Source organism: Amycolatopsis sp. 505 (assembly GCF_031625235.1).
In the GTDB taxonomy this organism is placed as follows: domain Bacteria; phylum Actinomycetota; class Actinomycetes; order Mycobacteriales; family Pseudonocardiaceae; genus Amycolatopsis.
This window is the reverse complement of record NZ_JACKQP010000004.1, coordinates 414,862-438,059: the sequence shown is the minus strand read 5'-3', so window position 1 is coordinate 438,059 and position 23,198 is coordinate 414,862. Positions and strand designations below refer to the sequence as shown.

20 protein-coding genes are annotated in these 23,198 nt (G+C 73.2%); 13 read left to right on the top strand and 7 right to left on the bottom strand.

The window, feature by feature from the left end; genetic code table 11:
- Positions 1 to 90 precede the first annotated feature (90 nt).
- Entirely contained in the window at positions 91 to 2,967 is a 2,877-nt protein-coding gene (locus H5965_RS17985) for a glycoside hydrolase family 9 protein (RefSeq protein ID WP_310971155.1), read from the bottom strand.
- 235 nt (positions 2,968 to 3,202) lie between these two features.
- On the opposite strand from H5965_RS17985, the gene H5965_RS17980 reads away from it, so the two are divergent.
- Together H5965_RS17980 and H5965_RS17975 are read left to right on the top strand one after the other, a co-directional pair.
- On the top strand, positions 3,203 to 4,831 hold the full coding sequence (locus H5965_RS17980) for a ricin-type beta-trefoil lectin domain protein (RefSeq protein ID WP_310971154.1): 1,629 nt from the start codon (positions 3,203 to 3,205) through the stop codon (positions 4,829 to 4,831).
- A gap of 236 nt (positions 4,832 to 5,067) precedes the next feature.
- The gene (locus H5965_RS17975) at positions 5,068 to 5,289 is read left to right on the top strand and encodes a hypothetical protein (RefSeq protein ID WP_310971153.1); all 222 of its coding nucleotides are present in this window, start codon (positions 5,068 to 5,070) and stop codon (positions 5,287 to 5,289) included.
- Positions 5,290 to 5,528: 239 nt separating this feature from the next.
- Here the strand turns inward: H5965_RS17975 and H5965_RS17970 are convergent, their stop codons facing one another.
- The 4 genes from H5965_RS17970 to H5965_RS17955 form a co-directional block, all read right to left on the bottom strand.
- Positions 5,529 to 5,879 carry a hypothetical protein gene (locus H5965_RS17970; protein WP_310971152.1) on the bottom strand — a complete coding sequence of 117 codons (351 nt, stop codon included), beginning with the start codon at positions 5,877 to 5,879 and terminating at the stop codon, positions 5,529 to 5,531.
- Positions 5,880 to 6,441: 562 nt separating this feature from the next.
- A complete protein-coding gene (locus H5965_RS17965) occupies positions 6,442 to 6,735 on the bottom strand; it encodes an ANTAR domain-containing protein (RefSeq protein ID WP_310971151.1) in 294 nt (97 codons plus the stop codon).
- 90 nt (positions 6,736 to 6,825) lie between these two features.
- The gene (locus tag H5965_RS17960; RefSeq protein ID WP_310971150.1) at positions 6,826 to 7,176 is read right to left on the bottom strand and encodes a hypothetical protein; all 351 of its coding nucleotides are present in this window, start codon (positions 7,174 to 7,176) and stop codon (positions 6,826 to 6,828) included.
- Positions 7,177 to 7,282: 106 nt separating this feature from the next.
- Positions 7,283 to 7,651: a hypothetical protein gene (locus H5965_RS17955; RefSeq protein ID WP_310971149.1), complete on the bottom strand. Its 369-nt coding sequence runs from the start codon at positions 7,649 to 7,651 to the stop codon at positions 7,283 to 7,285.
- A gap of 406 nt (positions 7,652 to 8,057) precedes the next feature.
- On the opposite strand from H5965_RS17955, the gene H5965_RS17950 reads away from it, so the two are divergent.
- The 9 genes from H5965_RS17950 to H5965_RS17910 are packed head-to-tail and all read left to right on the top strand — an operon-like array spanning position 8,058 to position 17,831.
- On the top strand, positions 8,058 to 8,894 hold the full coding sequence (locus H5965_RS17950) for a hypothetical protein (protein ID WP_310971148.1): 837 nt from the start codon (positions 8,058 to 8,060) through the stop codon (positions 8,892 to 8,894).
- On the top strand, positions 8,891 to 9,856 hold the full coding sequence (locus H5965_RS17945; protein ID WP_310971147.1) for a polysaccharide deacetylase family protein: 966 nt from the start codon (positions 8,891 to 8,893) through the stop codon (positions 9,854 to 9,856). The genes H5965_RS17950 and H5965_RS17945 overlap by 4 nt, the downstream gene beginning before the upstream one ends.
- The gene (locus H5965_RS17940) at positions 9,853 to 11,088 is read left to right on the top strand and encodes an O-antigen ligase family protein (RefSeq protein WP_310971146.1); all 1,236 of its coding nucleotides are present in this window, start codon (positions 9,853 to 9,855) and stop codon (positions 11,086 to 11,088) included. Before H5965_RS17945 ends, H5965_RS17940 begins: the two co-directional genes overlap by 4 nt.
- Positions 11,063 to 12,106: a glycosyltransferase gene (locus tag H5965_RS17935; RefSeq protein ID WP_310971145.1), complete on the top strand. Its 1,044-nt coding sequence runs from the start codon at positions 11,063 to 11,065 to the stop codon at positions 12,104 to 12,106. Before H5965_RS17940 ends, H5965_RS17935 begins: the two co-directional genes overlap by 26 nt.
- Positions 12,103 to 12,951 carry a hypothetical protein gene (locus H5965_RS17930; RefSeq protein ID WP_310971144.1) on the top strand — a complete coding sequence of 283 codons (849 nt, stop codon included), beginning with the start codon at positions 12,103 to 12,105 and terminating at the stop codon, positions 12,949 to 12,951. Before H5965_RS17935 ends, H5965_RS17930 begins: the two co-directional genes overlap by 4 nt.
- Complete coding sequence (locus tag H5965_RS17925) at positions 12,948 to 14,183, top strand: glycosyltransferase 87 family protein (RefSeq protein WP_310971143.1); 1,236 nt, start codon at positions 12,948 to 12,950, stop codon at positions 14,181 to 14,183. The genes H5965_RS17930 and H5965_RS17925 overlap by 4 nt, the downstream gene beginning before the upstream one ends.
- Entirely contained in the window at positions 14,180 to 15,604 is a 1,425-nt protein-coding gene (locus H5965_RS17920; RefSeq protein WP_310971142.1) for an oligosaccharide flippase family protein, read from the top strand. The genes H5965_RS17925 and H5965_RS17920 overlap by 4 nt, the downstream gene beginning before the upstream one ends.
- Positions 15,601 to 16,710, top strand: a complete 1,110-nt coding sequence (locus H5965_RS17915; RefSeq protein ID WP_310971141.1) for a glycosyltransferase — start codon at positions 15,601 to 15,603, stop codon at positions 16,708 to 16,710. The genes H5965_RS17920 and H5965_RS17915 overlap by 4 nt, the downstream gene beginning before the upstream one ends.
- The gene (locus H5965_RS17910; RefSeq protein WP_310971140.1) at positions 16,707 to 17,831 is read left to right on the top strand and encodes a glycosyltransferase family 4 protein; all 1,125 of its coding nucleotides are present in this window, start codon (positions 16,707 to 16,709) and stop codon (positions 17,829 to 17,831) included. Before H5965_RS17915 ends, H5965_RS17910 begins: the two co-directional genes overlap by 4 nt.
- Positions 17,832 to 17,941: 110 nt before the next feature.
- On the opposite strand, the gene H5965_RS17905 is transcribed toward H5965_RS17910, so the two are convergent.
- Positions 17,942 to 19,309, bottom strand: coding sequence for a putative glycoside hydrolase family 15 protein (locus H5965_RS17905; protein WP_310971139.1), 1,368 nt, complete (start codon positions 19,307 to 19,309; stop codon positions 17,942 to 17,944).
- Positions 19,291 to 20,721, bottom strand: a complete 1,431-nt coding sequence (locus H5965_RS17900; RefSeq protein ID WP_310971138.1) for an exopolysaccharide biosynthesis polyprenyl glycosylphosphotransferase — start codon at positions 20,719 to 20,721, stop codon at positions 19,291 to 19,293. Before H5965_RS17900 ends, H5965_RS17905 begins: the two co-directional genes overlap by 19 nt.
- A 305-nt stretch (positions 20,722 to 21,026) precedes the next feature.
- On the opposite strand from H5965_RS17900, the gene H5965_RS17895 reads away from it, so the two are divergent.
- Together H5965_RS17895 and H5965_RS17890 are read left to right on the top strand one after the other, a co-directional pair.
- On the top strand, positions 21,027 to 21,857 hold the full coding sequence (locus tag H5965_RS17895) for a glycosyltransferase (protein ID WP_310971137.1): 831 nt from the start codon (positions 21,027 to 21,029) through the stop codon (positions 21,855 to 21,857).
- 4 nt (positions 21,858 to 21,861) lie between these two features.
- The gene (locus H5965_RS17890; protein ID WP_310971136.1) at positions 21,862 to 23,169 is read left to right on the top strand and encodes an NAD(P)/FAD-dependent oxidoreductase; all 1,308 of its coding nucleotides are present in this window, start codon (positions 21,862 to 21,864) and stop codon (positions 23,167 to 23,169) included.
- Positions 23,170 to 23,198 lie beyond the last annotated feature (29 nt).

Below are 23,198 nucleotides of genomic sequence, written 5' to 3'. Positions count from 1 at the left end.
TGCGCCGAGGGGGGAGGAGGCGCACCTGCCCGCAGGTGTGACGTTAGCGGAGTCTTCGTCAGTCCGCCGATCGAACGACCGGAACGGGCGTCAGCCGCACGTCTTCCCGTTCACCGCGAAGGACGACGGTGACGCGTTGCTGCCCGTGTAGCTGCCGTTGAAGCCGATCGACACCGACTTGCCCGCGCCCACGGAGGCGTTCCAGGGCATCGCCGTGGCGGTGACCGCCGCACCGGACTGCGCCCACGTCGCCGACCAGCCCTGGGTCACCTTCTGGTTACCCGGGAAGGTGAACTTCAGGACCCAGTTCGACCACGCCGCCGTCCCGGTGTTGGTGACCGTGACGTAGGCCGTGAAGCCGCCGGACCAGCTGTTCGCCGTGTAGGTCACCGAGCAGCCGCCGCCCGAGGCGTCCGGCAGCGTCGTGAACTGCGCCGACGCCGAATCCGGGCCGGTCAGGCCCGCGCCGTTGCGGGCCACCACGACCAGCGTGTAGGCGGTCGACGGCGACAGCCCGGTCAAGGTCGCGCTGGTCCCGGTGACGGTGGCGAGGACCTTGCGGGTCGTACCGGTCACGCTGACGACGTCGTAGTTCTTGATCCCGCTTTCGGCGTCCGAAGACGCCGCCCAGGTCACCGTCGCCCCGGTGGCGGACACCGCGGACACGGCGGGCTTGCCTGCCGCGGCCGGGGCGGTCGTGTCCACCGCGGACGGCGACTTCTCCGCCGTCCAGTTCGCCAGCCAGGCCAGCGCCGAGTTCCAGTTGATCGCGACCTCGTTCACCGAGTACGCCTGGATGTCGTCGACGAAGCAGCGCTGGGGCGGGCACCCGGCGAGGAGCCGGGCCGCGGTCGGGTCCTGCAGGCCGCTGTTGGGCCCGCCGGACAGTGCCCCGGGCGGCGCGATCGGCAGCGACGGGTCCAGCTGGTGCGCCCAGAACCGGTGGTGGACGTTCTGCACGGCCTGGTCACCGTGCCCGGAGACGTAGGAGTAGTTCGCCGGGTTGCGGCCGAGCAGGTAGTCCATGGCCTGGAACGCGCCGTCGCGGTACTTGTCCTGCTTCGTGAAGTCGTAGGCCAGGGCCAGCACCACGCCGTTGTTGGCGACCAGGCCGTTCGAGCCCCACTCGTACGTGCCGTCGGCCGTGCGGTACGGCGCGGGGTAGCCCATGCCCGCCATCTGGGCGAGGTGGCTGTCGGCCGTCGTGGTGATCGCCGTCTTGATGGCCGCGACGTCCGCCGCGGGCAGGTCGGTGGGCACCAGCGCGAGGGTGATGTCGCCGAGGGCGCCGGTCGAGCCCCAGTCGAAGCCGTGCGTGTTGAAGCTGACGCCGCGGTAGAGCGCGGAGCCGGTGACGTCGGTGCGGTACGCGCTCTTCGCCGTCGTCGCGAACAGCTCCGCGGCCGCCCAGTAGAACTCGTCGGTCACGGTGTTGTCGCTGTAGGTCCCGCCGCCGGTGCCGTCATTGGGGTCGGCGAGCAGGTTCGGGTTGGCCTTGGCCGCGGCGTACGCCTTCTCGGCCGCGGCGAGCAGCTTCGCCGAGTACGCCGGGTCGATGGTCCGCCACAGCCGGGACGCCTGCGCCGCGACCGCGGCCATGTTCAGCGTCGCCGCCGTGCTCGGCGGGGAGAGCCGCCGCGGCTGGCTGTCCAGCTCGGGCCGGGTCGGCAGGGCGGTCCACGCCGCGTCGTGGATCTTGTGGTGCACCATGCCCGCGTTCGGCTTGCCGTCGGGGACCTGCATGGAGAGCAGGAAGTCGACCTCCCAGCGGGCCTCGTCGAGGATGTCCGGGACGCCGTTCGCCCGCTCCGGGATGGCCAGCTTCCCGTCGCCCAGCGCGCTCGCGTCGCCCAGCTTCAGCGCGCGCTCGTACTCGTCGAGCAGCTCCCAGGTCGCGATGCCGCCGTTGACGACGTACTTGCCGTGGTCACCCGCGTCGTACCAGCCGCCGCGGACGTCGAGGGTGTAACCGCAGTTCAGGTCCGACCGGCACGGCACGTTGTTGTCGCCCTGGTTCGGTGCCACGTTGACGTGACCCGCGGGGCGCGCGTAGGTGGCCCCGACGTACTGGGCGTCGATCGCGATGCCGCTGCGCTGGTTGTAGAAGAACGCCAGCGAGTCGTAGCGGAGTTTCTTGAGGCCGTCCGCGGAGATGTCGAACGGGAAGCTCGTCTCGGAGCCGACGACCAGGGTGTAGCCGGTGCCCGCGGTGTCGTAGGCGGAGAAGTCGATGTCGTGGACGTTCTCGCCGGAGGCGGCGTCCGCGCCGCGGGGGCGGGTCTGGCCGGTGGCCACCGCGGTGCCGGCGGCGTTGCGCAACGTCCACGTCACGGGCGACGTCGAGCTGTTGATCACCGTGGCGTGCTTGGGCAGGCCGGGGGTGTAACTTTCCTGGTTCACCCGGATGCCGCTCGTCGGCGGCAGGCCACCGGGCGGGAGCACGCCGCCGATCAGCGAGATGTTGTCCAGGCAGACGGTGTTGTTCGCGGCCTGGCCGCCGAACCAGAAGGCCAGCTGGCCGTTGCCCGCGGCCGGGAAGTCCAAAGTGGACGTGAAGGTGACGGTGAAGTGCTGGGTCGCCGGCGTGACGGTCAGGTCGGTGCGGGAGATCTGCCGGTAGGGCGAGACGGCTTCGCCGGCGACGGCGGAGATCTGCTGGCTGGTCGTCGCGTGCGCGTCGAACTCCAGCGTGTACTCCTGCCCGGCCTCGAAGGGGACGCCGTTCTGGCCGGCCAGCGCGTCGTAGCCGTTGGCCGTGCCGCCGGTGACGTCGGTGCAGAACTCACCGCCGGTGACCCGGCCGGTGGTCCCGGACCCGGCCCACCAGGGGTCGAGGGTGCCACTGGCGAAGGTGCCGTTGAGCAGCCGCTCGTAGTCCGCGGCGGACGCGGGCACCGAACCCGCGGTCAGCCCGAGCGCCGTCACCGCCAGTAACACCAGACCAGCCCGGAATCTTCTTACCCGCATTCGCCATCTCCTCGTCGTCGAGCTCGGCAAAAGTGGGAGCGCTCCCAGACAGGGGACTGTAATCATCGACGTGCGCCTTTGGCAATGATCGGCGAAGGAGGGTGGACGCGGTACCGGCGTTCGTCTATACATACCTGGGTCACCGGGTCAGCCAACGCGAAATTTTCCGAAAGTTTCAGCGCGACCGGAAATGTTAACGCTAACTCCCGGTCCGCCCGTCCGGAAAGGGGCGACGATGCCCGCTCGAACCCGTTCACGGGTCCTGCACTTGTTCACCGCGGCGGCCGCCGCGTTGTCGTTGGCCGCCGCGGTCCCGGCGGCCGCCGTCGCCGCGCCCGGGAGCCCGGCGGTGACCCCGCCGCTGGGCTGGAACAGCTGGAACAGCTTCGGCTGCAACGTCAGCGAGTCGACCATCCACCAAGCGGCCGACGCGATGGTCTCCTCCGGCATGCGCGACGCGGGCTACCAGTACGTCGTCGTCGACGACTGCTGGTTCGACCCGCAGCGCGACAGCCAGGGCAACCTGCGCGCCAACGCCTCGAAGTTCCCGAGCGGCATGAAGGCCCTCGGCGACTACATCCACGCCCGCGGCCTGAAGTTCGGCATCTACCAGGTGCCCACCGACCGCACGTGCGCCCAGCGCACCGGCACCTACCCCGGCTCGACCGGCAGCCAGGGCCACGAGGCCCAGGACGCCCGCACGTTCGCCTCCTGGGGCGTCGACTACCTGAAGTACGACTGGTGCTCCCCCGCCGGAACGCGCGACGAGCAGGTCAGCCGCTTCGGCCTGATGCGCGACGCGCTGCGCGGCACCGGGCGGCCCATCGTCTACAGCATCAACCCGAACAGCTACCACGCCATCACCGGCGACAAGTACGACTGGGGCCAGGTCGCCGATCTGTGGCGCACCACCGAAGACCTGCTCGACATCTGGCAGAACGGCAACACCAACAGCTACCCGATGGGCGTCGGCAACGTCCTCGACGTGACCGCGCCGCTGGCCGCGCAGGCCGGGCCCGGGCACTGGAACGACCCGGACATGCTGGTCGTCGGCCGGCCCGGCCTGTCGCTGACCGAGTCCCGCGCCCACTTCGCGCTCTGGGCCCTGCTGGCCGCGCCGCTGATGGCGGGCAACGACATCCGCACGATGTCCGCGGACATCAGCGCGGTCCTGCGCAACCCGCGGCTGCTGGCGATCGACCAGGACCGGCTCGGCGCCGGTGGCCGCCGGGTGCGCGACGACGGCAACGTCGAGGTGTTCGCCAAACCGCTGTCCGACGGGTCGGTCGCGGTCGGCTTGCTCAACCGCGGCAGCGGCACGACGACCATCAGCACCACCGCGGCGCAGATCGGGCTGTCCGGGACGTCGTTCACCCTGACCGACGTGTGGACGGGCGGCACGTCGGCGTCCAGCGGGCCGATCAGCGCGAGCGTGCCGGCCCACGGCATCGCCGCCTACCGCGTTTCCGGCGGCACCCCGCTCACGGCCACGACGTCACGGCTGCGCGGCACGGGCTCGAACCGCTGCCTCGACGTCGACAACGCCTCCACCGCGTCCGGCGCGGGCACGCTGCTCTGGGACTGCCAGACCGCCGCCAACCAGCTGTGGACGACCTGGGAGAACGGCGAAATCCGCGTCTTCGGCGACAAGTGCCTCGACGGCGGCTCGAGCGGCGCCCAGGTGACCAGCCGCTCGTGCACCGGGCAGAACAACCAGAAGTGGACGCTCGGCTCGGACGGCACGCTCCGCAACGTCCAATCAGGACTGTGCCTGGACGCCGAAGGGGCGGCGACCGCGAACGGGACCCGGGCGATCCTGTGGTCCTGCAACGGCCAGGCGAACCAGAAGTGGAGCCGCGTCTGAGCCTCTTCGCCGGCTTCAGCGGGCGGTACTCGAGCTTTGGTACGGGCGCGGAACCGGTCGCCGCGGCACCAGTGCCGGTACGCCGCGGCCGGCCTCCCCCGCGAACGTACGAAATCTCGGGCGGCGGTCCGGGCTCGCCGGTTCTCACCTGACCGGGCGACACGGTGGCGGTAACGCTCAGGCGGTAACGGAGCGATAACGAGACACGGACCGTCCGACCGCAGGAGAACTTTCGCGTGGAAACACCGTGCCGAGGCCCCATCGACGTCACCCGGGTCACCGGGTTCGACACCGGCACCGCCGACCCTGACGACCTTCGGCGCGCCGTGGCGGCGTCGCCCGGCTACAGCCGTGCCGCCAGCGAACAGCAGGCGGCGCTCTTGGACATCGTGCTGCGGGTGGGCACCACGCCCAGGCGCCGCCGCGGGGTCGTCGGCCGGCTTCTCGGCCGCCGGTAGAAACGGCGAAAGCCGCGATCGGGACTCCGATCGCGGCTTCGCTGCGCCGGGTGGGACCGGCCCTGGGCCGGTCCCACCCGTGCCGGCGTCGGCACCAGGTCGCTGCGTGCCCGGGACGGGGAACCGGAGTGTGCAGCTCGCTCCCTGTTCCGGGCACGCCGCACGACATCAGGCGCGGCGCCGGGTTCCGCGCCCCGGCCGGCTTCCGCACACACAACGGGCAGCCGTGGCGCGGGGACTCAGTGGCCCTGGCTGGTGCCGCCGTCGGCGATGCCGCCCGAGGCGCAGTTCTCCGGGTTCTCGCCGCTGGCCTCGTGCTCGCCCGGCGACAGGATCGGCACGCCGATGCCGTTGGCCGAGTTCTGGATCGGCACCTGGACGCCCAGCACGTTGATGTTGTTGTCGCACACGCCGACCACGGCGTTGACGTTGTGCAGCACGTCGGTGTTGTTCAGGTTGAGCAGGCCGAGCTGCCCGGTGTGGCCGCCGTGGTGGTCGTGGTCGAACGGCGTGTCGGCGGCCGCGACGCCACCGGCCATGAACGCGCCGGCCGCCATGGCCGCCGCGACGATTCCAACCTTCTTCAGCATTTGTTCTCCTCGATCGTTCGGTGCATCGGACAGGACGGGGGCGAGGTGTGTGTTCTCCGTCCCGCGTGGGGGAAACGTACTGTTCCGCACGGGCACAATTCCACTTCGCGCCACCATCGGGTGCGCACCGCAAGCCGTTGACCTGGCCGCCATTGGCCCGATCGGGTCAGCGAGGTTTACCACGCGGAAAACCGTTTCCCGCAAAACCGGCTCCATTCGCACACTCGTTCACGCCGCGACCACTCGAAGAATCGCGGCGAAAACGCGGCGGAAGCCCTAGGCTCGAGTGTACGGAACTCGTTCCCCTGACCCCGGGAACGGAATTCCGGCTGGTGAACCGGCGAGGCCTGAACCCCTCAGCCGAGCCCGCAGCCGGGCGACGCCCGTCCTCGCCGGTTCCCAGCAGCTAGTGCCCTACGTCTGAATTTCGTGGCCGGTGTCCAGCCAGGGTGTGGGGATGCCGAGCCCGAAGCTGCCACCGTTGGCGTTGAGCGTCCGCCCACGCTACCGGTCATGCCACATTCCTCGCCGCATACTGCCAGCGAATCAACGACTCAGGGCACTAGCCGGACCCGTCCAGCAGGTGGCAGCACAACACCGCGCGGACCGCGCGCTCCGCGTCCGCATCGGACAGTCCCGGCTCGGCGTCGCTGCCGGCGGCCACGACGACCGTGGCGACGTCGCGGAGCTTGACGTTGCTCAGCTGCGACACGGTGACCAGCACGCCGAACGCCTCCGCGGCGGTGCACCCGCGCAAGAGCATCACCATGCCCTTCGCCTGCTCGATCACCGGCTGGGACGACAGGGCCTCGCGCAGCTGCGCGTTCTCGGCCACCGGGTCGACGTCACCGGGCACGGTCGTGCTCCTCTGCTTCCTCGGCCCGCAAAACGCGAAAAGCCGCCGCACGGACACTGCATCCGCGCGACGGCTCCCCACCGGGGTCGGTCAGTGGCCCTGGGCCGTCCCGCCGTCCGCGATGCTGCCGCTGGCGCAGTTCGACGGCGACGAGCCCTCGGCCTCGTTCGCCCCCGGCGACAGGACCGGCACGCCGACGCCCTGGGCGACGTCCTGCACCGGGACCTGCACCCCGAGCACGTTGACGTTGTCGTCGCAGACGCCGCCGACGAGGTCCACGTTGTGCAGCGCGTCGAGGCTCTGCACGTTGGCCAGGCCGAACTGCTCGCTGTGGTCGGCCGGGTGGCCCTCGACGGTGATGCTGGTCGCCGAGGCCGAGCCACCGAACGCGGCCAAGCCGGCCGCCAGTGCGGTCGCGACGAATCCGAGCTGCTTGATCACGAAAAGAACTCCTCAACTGCCCACCCCGGCACGGGGCGGTATTCCACGGCGCGCGCCGGAGCCGCGCCATTGTCGGAAATCATTTCTTTCCGCCGGGGCGGAAAGCTCAGTCGCCCTGGCTGGTGCCGCCGTCGGCGAGCCCGCTGGAGGCGCAGTTGTACGGCGACTCGCCTTCGGCCTCGCTGGCGCCCGGCGACAGGATCGGCACGCCGATGCCGTTGAGCGATTCCTGGACCGGCACCTGGACGCCGAGCACGTTGACGTTGTTGTGGCACAGCCCGAGCGTGCCCTGGACGTTGTGCAGCGCGTCGGTGTTGTTCAGGTTGACCAGGCCGACCTGACCGGTGTGGTCCCAGCCGTGGTGGCCGTGGTGGTGGCCGTGCTCTTCGTCCGGCGTCCCGGCGGCCGCGATCCCACCGGTGACGAAAGCCCCGGCCGCCATGGCGGCGGCGACGAAGCCGATTTTCTTCAGCATGGATTCTCCTCGACAAGACAATTGCTGGAGCAGCATTCAAGGCATTGTTCCGCCTCGGTGGGAAAAACGTACTGATGGGCCGTCCCGCATTCCAGCCGGTTCACCGATCGTGTGGGGTGCGCGAACCCCTGACCGGGGTTCCTGTAGCCCGAACGGGTGGGCCGCCGCGGGTTTCCGCCGTCCGGTCCGGAGGATGTCGCGGGCGATCGACGAACCGTTACTACGCAACGTGTTCTACACCTCGAAACACGGCCATGCGTCACGCTATGGGGTTGCTCGTGGCCCGCAGATCCGTCTCGGAGCGTGACGAATTCCGCAACCCCATCCTTCGAAAGTGAAGCCACTTCCGCGTTCCTACGCTTTGCCGGATCACCCGGTTCGCGGTGCGGGACGTGAGGAGTGGTTCGTGGTGGATTACGCGGTGCTCGTGGCGTCCGCGGTGCTCTACGCGGTGGGGATCGTCGCGCAGAGCGTCGCCGCGCGGCGGGCGGGCAACCGGCCGGGCGCGGGACTGGGGCTGCTGGCCCGGCTCGCCGCCGATCGCTTGTACCTGCTGGGTTTCGCCGGTCAGGTGGGCGGCTTCGCGCTCGCGTTCTTCGCGCGGGCTTCCCTGCCGCTGTACCTGGTCCAGACCGCGTCGTCGTCGGCGATCGGGCTGGCGACGGCGTTCGGCGTCGCGGTCCTCGGCTGGCGGATCCGCGCCGGGGAGGTGATGACGCTGGTACTGCTGGCGTCCGGGCTGGTCGTGCTGGCCGGGTCGTCGTCGGCCTCGGTCGCGACGGACCTCCCGCCCGCCGGGGTCGCCGCGCTGGCGGCCGTGGTGCTCGGGATCGGGCTGGCCATGATCCCGGCGGGCCGGGCGGGGACGTTCCTGCCGGCCGCGGTCCTGTCCGGCGTCGCGTTCGCCGTCGTGGCGGTGGCCAGCCGGACCCTCGCCCACCTCGATCTCGCGGCCCTGCCGGGAAATCCGCTGACCTGGCTGATGCTGGCGGCCGCCGTGCTCGGCCAGGCTTCGATGGCCTCCGCCCTGCAGCGCGGCCCGGCCGCCGCGGTGGTGGCCACCGCGGACGCGACCACGATCGTGCTGGCGTCGGTCACCGGCATCGCCGCCCTGGGCGACCACGTCGTCGCCGGGCAGGGGCCGTGGGTCGCCACCGGGCTCGCCGTGGTCGTGTGCGGTGTCCTGCTGCTCGGCGTGCAGTCCCGCGCGGCCGCTCCTGCCCTCGCCGGGGAAGCCGCGTGACGCCGCGGCCGCTCGCGAGCGTCTCGGTCGACCTCGACAACCTGTGGGCCTACCTCAAGACCCACGGCGATCCGGGCTGGCGGGACCGGCCCAGCTTCCTGCCGTCCGCGGTGCCGCGGCTGCTGGAGATCCTCGGCGAGCGGGGCCTGACGACGACGGTCTTCGTGGTCGGCGCCGACGTCGTGCGCGAAGACGGCGCCAAGGCGGTCGCCGAGATCGCCGCGGCCGGGCACGAGGTGGCGAACCACTCCTTCGGCCACGAACCCTGGCTGCACCGCTACTCCCGCGACCGCCTGGAAGACGAGCTCGGCCGCACCGAAGAGGCGATCGCCGCCGCGGGCGCGCCCCGGCCGAGCGGGTTCCGCGGCCCCGGTTACAGCGTCACGCGCGACCTGGTCGAGCTGCTCGCCGAGCGCGGTTACGCCTACGACGCCAGCACGCTGCCGACGTGGATCGGCCCGCTGGCCCGCGCGTACCACAACCGCACCGCGAAGAACGTCGACGCAGGGGCCGGCGAGCTGTTCGGCGGCGTCTCGCGCGTGCTGGCGCCGGTGCACGCCTACCGCTGGCAGACGTGCGCCGGCAGCACGCTGGTCGAGCTGCCGGTGACGACGATGCCGCTGCTGCGCACGCCGATCCACGGCTCGTACCTGCTGCAGCTGCACGCGATCTCGCCGCGGCTGGCCCGGGCGTACTTCCGGACGGCGTTGCGGCTTTGCCTCGTCCGCGGGGTCTCGCCGTCACTGCTGTTGCACCCCACCGACGTCCTCGGTGCGGCCGACGCGCCCGGGATGGAGTTCTTCCCGGGGATGGCCGCACCCGGTGCGCGGAAGGTGGCCTGGCTCGGCTGGGTGCTTTCCGCGCTGCGCGAGCACTTCGACGTCGTCGGCACCGGGGAGTACGTGCGCCGGACGGCCGTGCGGCGCACCCGGCCGGTGACCAGGTTGGACCTCGGCAGATGACACTGGTCGCGGTCGTCCGGCCGGCCCAGCGCGAAAACGTCGAGGCGACCCTGCTTCGGGTCCTCGCGTGCGCGACCGTCGCCCTGGCGCCGGTCGAGGGTTACCTGACAGCCGTGCAGAGCCAGCTCGGGAAGGCCGCGCCCGCGCTGCTCATCGTCGTCTGGCTCGTCGTGCGGGTCCGCCGGCGGCAGCCACCCCGCCCGACGCCGCTGCACGCGGTCCTGGCGCTGCTCGCGGTCGTGCTGGCAGCGACGGCGTCCGTGCACGCGGCCGGCGCGTTCACCGCCGAGTACACCGTGCGCTGGCTGCCGTTCCTGGTGGTCACCGCGGTGCTCGCGGACGTCGCGAGCCGCGAGGTCCCGATCCGGTGGCTGCTGCTCGCCGCGGCCGCCGGTGCCACCGTCGCCGGTGCGGGCGCCCTCTACAGCCTGGTCGCCGAGGGCGAAGCGCGCGCGAGCGGGCCGCAGCCGGACCCGAACGACCTGGCCTACTTCCTCGTCGCCGCCGTCCCGCTGCTCGCGGCGCTGCACCGCCGTGGCCGGGGATTCGTCCTGACCGCCGCGGGCATCGTCCTGGTGGCCGGCGCGACGGCGACGTTCTCCCGCGGCGGCGCGCTCGGCCTGACCGCCGCGGTCGGCTGGCTGCTGCTGCGCCGCGTGCTGCCCTGGCGGGTGCTCGCCGCCGCGGCCGTCGCGGTCGCCGGGCTGGGGCTGGGCGCGCTGCTGTTCGCCGGGCCGCAGCTGGACCGGGCGCTGCAGGAGAAGAGCTTCATCGCGGCGACCAATGTGGACACCCGGGAGCTGCGCTGGCAGGCGGCGGCCCGGATGCTGACCGGCCGGCCGGTGCTCGGCGTCGGCCCCGGCGGGTTCCGCGAGCACTACGCCGCCGAGTCGCACAACGCCGAGGTCGACGAGCAGACCCCGGTGGCGCACAACATGTACCTCGAGGTCGCCGCGGAACTCGGCCTGCTCGGATTCGCGCTGTTCGCCGGGGTGGTCGGCGTCGCCGCGGTGGCGAGCGAGCGGACGGTCCGGCTGGCCGGCCCCGGGCCGCGGCGGACGGAAGCGGTCGCGATCCAGGCGTCGCTGCTCGCCGTGCTGGTCACCTCGACGTTCCTGTCCGAGCAGTACTACCTGCCGTTGTGGTCGCTGGCCGCGCTCGCCGTCGCGGCCGAAGCCCGGGTTCGAGAAGGAGAGGGGAGCGCCGATGCGGGTGCTGCACGTGATCAGTGAGATGGGGGCGGGCGGGGCGGAGACGCTCGTGGCCGGCATGGTGACCCGCGGCGAGGAGTACGGCTGGGTGTCCGCCGTCGCCAGCGGCGGGGGTTTCCGCGCCGACGCGCTCGCCGCGGCCGGCGTGCCGACGTTCCCGGTACCGCTCGCCCGCCGCAGCAAGGCGGGCGTGCTGAAGGCGGCCTGGGCGACCCGCCGGGCGATTTCGCGGTTCCGGCCCGACGTCGTGCTGGCCCACAACGTCGGCGCGAGCTTGGTGGCCCGGCTGGCCGGACGCCGGCCGATCACCGTCTTCCACGGCGTGGCCGAGCCGGACCACGCCGCGGCGGCCCGGATCCTGCGCCGCACGTCCGGCACGGTCGTCGCGGTCTCGCAGGCCACCGCGGACCGGCTGACGGCGTCGGGACTGGAGCGTCCGGTGGTGATCCCCAACGCCGTGTTCCCGAGGACGCCGGTGTTCGGGCGCGCGGAGATCCGCGCGTCGCTGGGCGTCCCTTCGCGGACACCGGTCGCGCTCTGCCTGGCCCGGCTCGAACCGCAGAAGCGGCACGACGTCCTGCTGGACGCGTGGGCCGCGGTCGACGGCGACGCCGTGCTGTGGCTGGCCGGCGACGGCAGCCTGCGTCCGGAGCTGGAGCGCCGGGCGGCGGCGCTGGGCCGCCGGGTCGAGTTCCTCGGGACGCGCGCGGACGTGCCGGACCTCCTGGCCGCGGCCGACGCCACGGTGCTGACCAGCGACTGGGAAGGCCTGCCGCTGGCGGTGCTGGAGTCGATGGCGGCCGGGCGGCCGGTGGTGGCGACGGACGTCGGCGGGATCGGCGGGGTGCTCGCCGGGGGTGGCGGGATCGTGGTGCCGCCCGCGGATCCGGCCGCGACGGCCGCCGCGCTCGATCGCTTGCTGTTCGACCCGGCCGCGCGAGAAACCGTTGGCGCTGACGGAATCCGGGCCATCGAACGCGACTACGACCCGCACACGCTCATGAAGTCCTACGACGAGTTGATCCGAGGTGCCCGATGAAGTCCGTGGTTTCCAGCGTCGTCGTGGCGCTGCTGGTGGGTGCGCTCGTGCTGGTCGTCGGCCTGACGCGCGGCGCCGAGTACCAGGGCCGGGTGAGCCTGCTCGCCGCCCCCGCCGCGGCGGACGGTGCGCCGTACGGCGAGGTCGTGTCTCTGGCGCTGCCGGCGTTGGTGGAGCTGGCCCGCAGCCCGTCGGTGCTCGCCGCGGCGGCCCCGGTTTCGGGGTACAGCGCGGACGAGCTGGCCGGGCACGTGGCGGTCGAGCTGGTCCCGGCCTCGGGCCTGGCGCGGCTGTCGGTGCGGGCGCCCTCGGCCGAGCAGGCCGGAGCCGCGGCGATGGCGCTCGGCAAGGCGATGATCGACGCGGATCTGCTGGCGCCGGCCGGGAAGCTGCGGACGCTGGACGCGCGGCCCGACGTGGTCACGGTGGCCCCGGACGTGCCGCTGGTGGGCGGCTTGGCCGTGGTGGGCGCGGTCGCCGCGGGCCTGGCGACGGCGGCCGTGCGCCGGTTGACGCCGGGCGGTGCGGGCCCGGGCCCGGTGCGCCGGGCGTTGGCGGCGGCGGGCGTGCGCCGCCCGGTGGCGGTGCTGCGGGAGGAGGACCCGTCGGCAGCGGACCGGCTGGCGGTGCTGTGCCGCGCGGCCGGACGGCCGGTGCGGGTGGTGCCGGTGACCCCGTCGCTGACCGAGGTCGCGGCCAAGCTGGCGGCGGGGCTGCCGGAGGAGAGCGGCGAGGGCGCCTCGGTGGTCGCGGTCACGGCGGGTGGCCGCAACCAGGCCGAGCTGACCGCGGCGGTCGGGGTGCTGCCGGTGGACGCGGTCCTGGTGGCGGTGGTGCTGTCATGACCGCCGAGCAGAGCGTTGCCCTCGAACAGCACGGCATGTCCCCCAAGGAGCGTCTCGTCCTGCTCCTCGCGACGCTCGCCGGGGTCGTGAGCGCCTGGCACGCCGTCTCCCCCGCGTGGCAGGTCCCGCTGCCCACCCCGGCCGTCGCGGGCGAAGAGCGGTTGCAGGACTTCCGGGACGCCCTCTACTTCCCCATCCGCGAGTTCCTCGCCGGCGGCAACCCCTACGACCCGGCCGCGATGTTCGCGCACTGGCCGGTCCGCCAGGACTTCAACCTCTACCAGCCCTACCACCTCATCCTGCACGCCCCGTTCGCGCTGCCCGGCTACCGCGTGGGCGCGGTCGCGTTCACCCTCTTCTCGCTGCTGCTGCTCGTCGCGCTCGCCGCGCTGACCGCGCACGCCGTCAGGCGGTACGTTCCGGTGCCGTTCGGCGTCACCACCGCCGTCGTCTCCGCGCTGCTCGTGACCAGCCAGGTCGGGAAGGCGCAGCTCTACGTCGGCCAGATCAACCCGCTGATCGCCCTCGGCGCCGCCGGGGCCCTGCTCGCCCGGCGCGACCGGCCCGGGTGGGCGGCCGCCGCCCTCGCGCTCGCCTGGCTCAAGCCGCAGTACGGCTTCCCGCTGGCCGTCCTGCTGTTTGCCCGCGGCTCGCGACGGGTCGCGCTGCTGGGCACCGCCATCGCCGCGGCGGCCAGCCTGCCGGTCGTCGTGCTCCTCGTGGTGCGCGGTGGCGGCATCGGGCCGTTCGTCGACGTCGTCCTCGCGAACCTCACCCACGCCCGCGGCACCGACTACGGCGCCGTCGATTCCGTGACCGCGCAACGCATCGACGTCGCCGCGGTGGTCTTCCGCGTCACCGGCTGGACGCCGTCCGAGCTGGTGGTGCTGGCCGGGGTGCTCGTCGCGAGCGCGCTGCTCATCCGGCGGGCGAAAGAGCCGGTCGCCGATCTGCTGACCCTCCTCGCCGTGGTCGTCTGCGTGGTGCACCAGCCCGGTGACGTGCTGATCGCCGTCCCCGCGATGGCCGTGGTGGCCGCGTTGTGGTGGCGCCACCGGGGTGCGCCCGGGTGGGGTGCGGCCGGGCTGGCCGTCCTCGCGCTCGCCGTCCCCTTCGCCCATCTGTACACAGTGGACAGACTGTTCGGGCCGCGGACGTCGGTGACCGTGGACGGTGCCGCGGTGGTCGTGGCGTGGGTGCTCGCCGTGGTCGCCGCGAGGAGGGCCGCGTGACGGCCGCGCTCGGGACCCGCGCGGTCCGCGGCTCGCTGTGGCTGGGCGTGGTCAACCTCGTCAGCAAGAGCAGCCAGATGCTGGTCACGCTGGTGCTGGCCGCCCTGCTCACCGAGGGCCAGCTCGGCGCCGTGGCGCTCGCGGTGGCGCTGGTGAACCTCGGCCAGGTCGTCCAGTCGATCGGCGTCTACGACGTCATCGGGCGCACCGAACGCGACCCGCGCCGGACGGCGGGCACGGTGCTCACGCTGAGCGTCGGCGCCGGGCTCGTCCTGGCCGTGGCGCTGGCGGCTCTGGCCGGTCCGCTGACGGCGTTGCTCGGCACGCCGGACGCCGCCGGGCTGGTCCGGCTGGCCGCGCTCGGCCTGCCGTTCTCGGCGGCGGGCGGGGTGCAGATGGGCTTGATGCACCGCGAGCTCGACTTCCGGCGGCGGCTGCTGCCCGACGGCGGCAGCGCGGTGCTGGGCGCGGCGCTGACGGTCGTGCTCGCGGTGTCCGGCGCCGGGCCGCTGTCGCTGGTGCTCGGCCTGCTCGCCACGGCGGTGTCGCAGCCGGTGTTCGGCGCGCTGGCCCGGGGCGGCGTCCGGCCGTGCTGGGACACCGCGGCCGCGCGCGAAGTCCTGGGCTGGGTGGCCGTGGTCGGGCCGGCGGCGGTCGTGGGCGCGCTGCTGGTGAACGTCGACTACTTCGCGGTGGGGCACGTGCTCGGGCCGGACGCGGTCGGCGTCTACTCGCTGGCGTACCGGCTGGCGTGGGTGCCGTACATCATGGTGGCGGTCGTGCTCGGCGCGGTCGCGTTCCCGGTGTTCACCCGGCTGCGGCGCGAAGGGGCGCCGCTGGCCGGGGCGGTCGCGCGGTTCACCCGGGCGGTCCTCGTGGTGACCGGCGGGCTGTACCTGGCGCTCGCGGTCCTCGCCGGCCACGTCGTGCTGCTGGGCGAGCGCTGGGCGGGGGCGGCCGGGCCGCTGGTGCTGCTGTCGGGCTACGGCGTGGGGATCTGCCTGCTGCAGATCTGGTACCAGGCGGTCAAGGCGACCGGGCACGTGCGGCGGTACCTGGCGCTCGAGACGACGCACCTGGTGCTGCTCGCGGTGGGGCTGGTGGTGCTGACGCACGCCGGGATCGGGGCGGTGTCGGTGGTGCAGCTCGCGGCCGCGTGGCTGGTGGTCCCGGTCGCGTGGCGGGTGCTGGCCGGGCTGGGAGTGGCGCCGTCGGTGGCGGAGCTGGGCGGGATGGCGGTTCGCGTGGCGCTGGCCTGCGTGGCGGGCGCGGTCCCGGCGGTGGTTGCCGGGCGGTGGTTCGGAGGCTCGCTGCCGGGGGTGGTGGCGGAGGCGGCGGTGCTCGTCGCCGGATACGCCGGGGCGACGGTGGTGCTGCAGCGGAGTGCGCTCGCCGAACTGCGCCGAGGAGGTCTCCGGTGAAGCTCGTGCACGTCACCCAGCCGGTCACCGCCGGCGTCGCCGCGGTCGTGCTGGAACTCGCCGTCGCCCAACGCGACCGCGGGTGGTCGGTCACCATCGCCTGCCCGCCGTCCGGCTGGCTGCCGGATCGCGCGCGCGAGCACGGGGTCGCCCTGCGCAGCTGGTCCGCCGGCCGCTCGCCCGGGCCCGGCTCGATCGCCGAAGCGCTGCGGCTGCGCCGGCTGCTCGCCGGCCTCGACCCCGACGTCGTCCACCTGCACAGCTCCAAGGCCGGCCTGGCCGGAAGGCTGGCCGTCCGTGGTTCGCGGCCCACGGTGTTCCAGCCCCACATGTGGTCCTTCGAGTCGGCGAGCGGGCCGCTGCTGCGCGCGTCCGCCGCGTGGGAGCGGTTTGCGTCGCGGTGGACCGATCTCCTCGTGTGCGTGAGCGACGACGAGCTCGTTTCCGGCCGGGCCGCCGGGGTGACCGCCGAGGCGGAGGTCGTCTGCAACGGCGTCGACACCACCCGGTTCGTCCCTGGTGACCGGGCCGCCGCGCGACGGAGGCTCGGGCTGCCGGAACACGCACCCATCGCCGTCTGCGTCGGCCGGCTCGCCGAACTCAAGGGCCAGGACCAGCTGCTGTCGGCGTGGCCCGCGGTGCTCCGGCGGCTGCCGGACGCGCAGCTCGTCCTCGCCGGCGACGGCCCGATGGGCCCGCTCTGGCGCGAGCGGCACCCGGTCGCGGGGCACGCGTCCGTGCACTGGCCGGGGCACACCGAAGATCCCGCGGCCTGGTACATCGCCGCGGACGTCGTCGTCCTGCCCTCGCGCGCCGAAGGCATGGCGCTGGTGCCGCTGGAAGCCATGGCGTGCGCGCGGCCGGTCGTCGGCTTCGACGTCGGCGGGATGCGCCAGAGCGTCGCCGACGCGGGCGCGATGGTGCCGCCTGGCGACGTCGGCCTGCTCGCCGACGCCGTCGCCGCGCGGCTGGCCGACCCTGCGCTGGCCCGGCGCGAAGGCGGACTCGGCCGCCGCCGCGTGGAACTGTCCTTCGACCGGGGGCGGATGACCGACCAGATCGCCGCCCTCGTCGACAAACTCACCCCGTCGGAGCGCCTCTCGTGACCCGCATCGCCTATCTCCTCACCCAGGACCGCGGCGGTCCGGTGGACGTCACCGTCCGCCTGGCCGCGACGCTGGCCGCCGACGGCCACGACGTCCGCGTCTTCGGTCCCGTGCCCGCGCGGGGGGCTTCGCTGCTCGACGGCCTCCACCAGGAACTCGCGGTGGCCGACAAGGAGGACTTCGCCGCGGCGGGCCGGGCGCGGGCGGCGCTGCGGGCGTGGCGGCCCGACGTCGTGCACGCGCAGGACAGGCGCGCCGGGTTGGTGATCGCCGGCCTGCGGTTCGGGCGCGGTCCGGCTCTGGTCCAGACCTACCACGGCGTGCCCGACGACGTCGCGGAGCCGTGGTTCCGGGGCGCGCGGGGGGCCGCGGGGCCGTCGGCGTACACGCGGACGGTGCTGGCCGCGGACGCCGTCGTCGCGCGGATCCTGGACCGGACGATCGTGCCGGCGGACGCGATGGGGGCGTTCCTGCGCCGTCGCCTGCGGGTGCCCGAGCGGCGGATCGTGCACGTCGACAACTGCGTCGCCGAGGCGTCGCCGTCTCCGCCGCGGGGTCCGGTGCGGCATCTCGTCTTCGCCGGGCTTCTGGTGGAGCGCAAGGGGTTGCTCGACCTGCTGGCGGCGTTGTCCCTGCCGGGCGTGCTGCCGCCCGACGCGCGGCTGACGGTGGTCGGCGACGGCCCGGAGCGGGCGGCCGCGGAGCGAGTCGCGCGGCAGGAGCCGCTGGCGGGGCGCGTGACGTTTCTCGGCTTCCGGCCGGACGTCCCGGCGCTGCTCGCGTCCGCCGACGCGCTGGTCCTGCCGTCCACAATGGAGCAGCAGCCGTTGGTGGTGGCCGAAGCGATGGCCGCGGGCAAGCCGGTCCTGGCGACGGCCACCGGCGGCGTCCCCGCGATGCTCGACGTCCCGGGCGGCCCCGCGTTCCTGGCCCCGCCGGGCGACGTCCCGGCCCTGGCCGCGCGCCTACGCGCCCTGTTCGCCGAACCGGACCCGGGCCGGCTCGGCCGTCTCCTCGCCGAACGCGCCCACGCCCGCTACCGCCCGGAGTCCTGCGCCCGCCGTCACCTCGCCCTCTACGAGAAGCTGACGACATCGTGTCGACCCTTCAATCACGCGTGATGACCCTCCAATCACGCGTGATGACCCTCCGGACACCGGAACTCGCGTGACTGGAGAGTCGACACGCGTGATTAAAGGGTCGACACGCGTGATTGGGGGGTCGACACGGGTTAGCGGGCCCAGAGGCGGCCGACTCGGAACTCGTCGCGGGTGACTCGCCAGGCTCCTCGCTTCACCAGTTGCTGCGGGTCGACCAGGACGACCGCGTCCGCGGCTTCGAGGGTGAGCGGGGGTGGGGCCGGGGTGGACGTGGCGGTGGGCGCGGAAGTGGGGGACGAAGTCGGGGTGGGTGAGGGGGGTGCGCCGGGCTTGACGAGGCCCTCCGGGGGGACCACCGTCTGGCTGGAGGCCGTCGGGTTGACCGCGACCCAGCCGTTGGTGAACGTCCGGCTCCAGACGCCGTTGGGCAGCCGGCTCGCCGCGTCGACCGCTTCGCCGAGCCCGGAATCCTGCAGGGTCGACCACTCCGGGTCGCGGTAGTCGTCCGTCGTCGCGCGGGTCCAGCACGTGCGCGGGCCCGCCAGCAACGCCGCGCTCGCGTAACCGGACCGCTCCTCACGCGCGTTGTGCGTCCGCGTCACCAGCAGCAGCAGGGACTCGCCGAGCGCCGCCTGCGCGCGCAGCTCCTGGAACTCGTTGCCGCGGAAGGTCAGCAGGCCGCCGGTGCCGCCGTTCTCGCGGAAGCCGAAGTTCTCCTCCATCGCGCCGCCGAAGCGGGAGTGCGCGGTCCAGCGGCCCGGCACCAGGTGCGTCTCGGACACGTTGGGCACCAGGAGCTTGTCCGCGTTCGTCAGCGCGTCGCCGGCCTTGGCCAGGAACGCGTCCAGGCCGTCGCGGAGCTTGCGGTCGGTCTCCGTGACGTTCGCCGTGCCCGCGAGCACCGCCGACGAGTAGTGGCTCAGGGAGTTGAAGTCGTTGTCCGCGAGCACGCCGTCCCAGCCCTCCCGCTTCACTTCCGTGACGACGGCGTCGGTCCAGGCCTTCTGGTAGTCCGGGTTCCACACCGTCATCTGCCAGTGCTTCGGGTAGCCCTGCCACTCGATCCGGCGGCCGTTGACGTCCTGGGCGAACCACTCCGGGTGGTGCTCCTGCGCGGCGACGTACCCGATCCCGCTCGGCAGGAACACCGCGTCCTGGCCGCTGTCGACCGCGCCCGGGTAGTTGCGCGTGCTCGACAGGTCCTTGTACACCAGCACCTTCACCCGCGGGTTGAGCTGGTGCAGCCGGCGCATGGCCGCGCCCTGGTCGGCGTTGAGCACGACGACCTGGTAGCGCTTGGCCGCCAGCTCGATCTCCTGCGCCGTCGGCGGCTGGCCGATCCCGTACCACCACGCGCAGGGCGCCAGGGGCTTCGGCGGCGGCGCGGCGAGCTCCTGCGCCGAGCTGGCGACGCAGCCGGCCAGGCAGCTCGCCAGCAGCACCACCGTGGCCGTCCAGGACGCCGCCGGGCGACGGCGGATCAGCGTTGCCTTCGGCACAGCAGTTCTCCCACCGTGAGGATGATGATCTTGACGTCGAGCCACAACGACCAGTTCGCGATGTAGTAGTTGTCGTAGCGCGCCCGGTCCGCGATCGAGGTGTCCCCGCGCAGGCCGTGCACCTGCGCCAGCCCGGTCAACCCGGTCGGCACCCGGTGCCGGGCCCAGTACAGGTCGTGGACGGCGGAGAACTCGTGCACGAACACCGGCCGCTCGGGCCGCGGGCCGACCAGCGACATGTCACCGCGCACGACGTTCCACAGCTGCGGCAATTCGTCCAAAGAGGACCGGCGCAGGAAGCGGCCGACCGGGCCGACCCGGTGGTCCCCCGCGACCGACCAGCGCGTCTGCGAATCGTCGACGGCGGCCTGCCGGACGCTGCGCAGCTTGAACAGGACGAACGTGCCGCCGTCCATCCCGACCCGCACCTGCCGGAAGAAGACCGGGAACCCGCTCTCCACCGCGACCGCGAGCGCGCAGACCGCGATGACCGGGGCGAGGACGACGAGCGCGGCCGCGGCCAGCGCCGTCTCGACCGCGCGCTTGACCCACCAGCTCGGCCGCCGGGTCGGCGCGCCGCCCAGCCACACCAGCGGGTAGCTGCGGAGGCGGTCGACCCCCGGGCCGTCCGGGCAGAGCTCGAACAGGTGCGGCAGCACCAGCGTGACGCACCCGAGGCGGTGGGCGGTGATGGCGGCGTCGACGATCGCGTGGTCGCGGTCGTCGGCCGGGGCGAGGACCACCGTGCCCGCGCGCAGCCGGGTGATGGCCCCGGTGAGGTCGTCGTCGATCCGCTCGACCGGCAGCCCGGACGGCACCGGCTCCCGGCCGGACGCCGCCACGCCGACCGGCAGCAGCCCGAATTCGGGGTGCTCCAGCATGGTGCGGACCAGCTCGCCGCCGATCCGGCCGGACCCCACGACGACGGCCCGGTCGCAGCGCCGCAGCCGTCGCCGCCCCCACCGGCCGAACGCGAAGACGGCCGGGCGGACGGCCTCGCTGAGCACGGCGAAGCACAGCACGACCTCCTGCATCCGGGCCGTGTCGTCGCCGTCCACCCCGGCCACCAGCCCGAACCCGGTGACGAGCGCGAACGCCAGTGCGGTGGCGGTGACCGAACGCGGGAGGTCCTGCAGCCAGGACAGCCAGAGCCGGCGGCGGTGGACGCGGCCGGCCACGCGCGCCCCGGCGAGGGCCACGGCGGTCGCCGCCGCGCACGCCGGGCCGGGGCCGGTCCGCAGCACCGCCGTCAGCCAGGCGGCGCCGTCGACGGCGACGAGCAGCACGGCCACGGCGTTGACCCGGGCGAGGAGCGGGCGGGAGCGGACGGCGTCGCGCGGCCGGTCGCCCGTGCGGACGCGCCGCTGCGTCGGCACCGCTTCGGTGACGACCGTGTCTCTGAGTTCAGTCACCGGTCTCGACCTCTACTTGACATGAGGATTCCATTCTCGCTTTCTTCACGACTCAGCCATTCGAGGCACCACCGGCTCGATCGGGTGAATTTTTTCGCGAATCCCCGGAAATGCACTCGATCGGGGCGCCCCATCAACCCGATCCAGTGATTTTCGGGAACACCAAGTAATCCTGATGACGCGCATCCTTCCGAGGGACTTCCGGGGCCACTAAAGAAACCACACAACATAGCCGAATAGGACTCGACGGCCGCACGAAACCCGATTCCGGCCGGGTGATGCGCAAAGACGAGACAAGGGGAACCGTGGCACGCGAAGAGACCACCCTGGCCACACTGTCCGAACCGGACCGCGCCGGACCGGATCCCACCGGGGCCCGGACCGGCGGACGGGCGCACGTCGTGCTGCCCGCGTTCAACGAAGAAGCGTCCCTGCCGCCGCTGCTGCACCGGCTCGCCGACGTGGCCCGCACCGAAGAGGTCACCGTCTGGGTCGTCGACGACGGTTCGGCCGACGCCACCGTCGCGGTGGCCGAAGCCGGCTACGGCGGGCTCGACGTCCGCGTCGTGCGGCACCTGGTGAACCTCGGGCTCGGCCGCGCGGTGCAGTCCGGGCTCCGGGCGGCGCTGGAGGAGGCCGGCCCCGACGACGTCGTCGTCGTGATGGACGCCGACGACACGCACGACCCGGCCCTGATCCGCGCGCTGCAGGCGGAGATCACCGCCGGCGCGGACGTCGCCATCTGCTCCCGGTTCGTCCCGGGCGGCGACGACCGGACCGCCCCGTTCGGGCGGCGGCTCCTCTCGCGCGGCGCGGCCCAGCTGTTCCACCGCGCCCTCGACGTCGACGGCGTCCGGGACTTCACCAGCGGCTACCGCGCCTACCGGGCGTCGCTGCTGGCGCGCGCGTCGGCGCACTGGGGCGAGCGGCTCATCGAGGAGCAGGGGTTCGCCTGCATGGTGGAGCTGCTGCTCAAGCTGCGCCACTGCCGCCCGGTGATCACCGAGGTCCCGCTGGCCCTGCGGTACGACCGCAAGCAGGGGCCGAGCAAGCTGAAGCTGCGGCGGACCGTCGTGCAATACCTGAAACTGCTCGCCCGCGACCGGCTCAGCCCGGCGCCCTACCGGAAGCTGTGACCCGGTGACCTCTCCCGACTCCCCGCACGTCGCCGTGATCGGCGGCGGCATCTGCGGCCTCGCCGCCGCCCACCGCCTCGCCCGCCGCGGCACCCGCGTGACCCTGCTGGAGAGCAGCGACCAGCTCGGCGGCCTGGGCACGTTCTTCGCCCACGGCGACCGGTGGATCGAGCGCTTCTACCACTGCATCATGCCGTCGGACGCCAGCCTGCTGGCCCTGCTGGGCGAAGTCGGCCTGCGGGACGCGGTGCGGTGGCGGGAGACGACGATGGGCATGGTCGTCGACGGCCGCCACCACGCGTTCAACTCCCCGCTCGACCTGCTCCGCTTCTCCCCCCTGAGGTTGCACGACCGCGTGCGCTTCGGCGTGGTTTCGCTGCTGCTGCGGCGGTTGGGGCAGGGCCGCGACCTCGACACGCTCCGCACCGAGGACTGGCTGCGCGGGCTCTACGGCGACGTCGTCTGGGAGCGGCTCTTCGCGCCGATGTTCGGCTCGAAGTTCGGGCCGTCGTTCGGGGACGTGCCGGCGCTGTACCTGTGGCAGCGGCTCGGCCGCGAGCGCAACGTCGCCACCCGCGGCTACCCGGACGGCGGCTACAAGGCGATCATCGACGCCCTGCGGACGTCGATTTCGCGCGAGGGCGGCGTGGTGCGCACGTCGACGCCCGTCCGGCGGCTGAGCAGCAGCGACGGCCGTTCGGTCCTCACCCTGGCCGACGGCGAGGTCCTGGAAGCCGACCACGTGATCTCGACGGTGCCGCTGCCGTTGCTGCGGCGCATCGCCGACGACGCGCTCGCGGCCCGGTTGCCCCAGGTGGAGCTGCCCTACCAGGGCGTGGTCAACGGCGTGTTCTTCCTCCGGAAGCCGGTCACCGAGCACTACTGGACACCGGTGCTGCACTCGGGCACGGAGTTCGACGGCGTCGTGGCGATGTCCGCACTGGCCGGCGCGCACGACGGCCGCCACCTGGTGTACGTCATGCACTACACGGACCGCGGCTCCCCGCTGTACCGCGACGACGACACGGCGATCGCCGCGCGCTGGACGGCGCAGCTGCGGCAGCTGTACCCGCAGCTCGCCGCGGACGACGTCGAGGAGGTCCGGGTCTTCAAGGCACCGTTCGTGGAACCGGTGTACCCGCTGGGGTACCTGGCCCAGCGCCCGGCGGTGACCGTGGAAGGGACTGGGCTGTTGCTGGCCACCACCGCACACGTCTACCCGGACGTCACCAGCTGGAACTCGAGCGTCCGCCTGGCCAACGACGTGGTCTCCCTGCTGGCGGACCAGCCCGCGGCCGCCCCGGCCCGCTGATCGAGCCCCGCCGTGTCGTCCACCGGGGT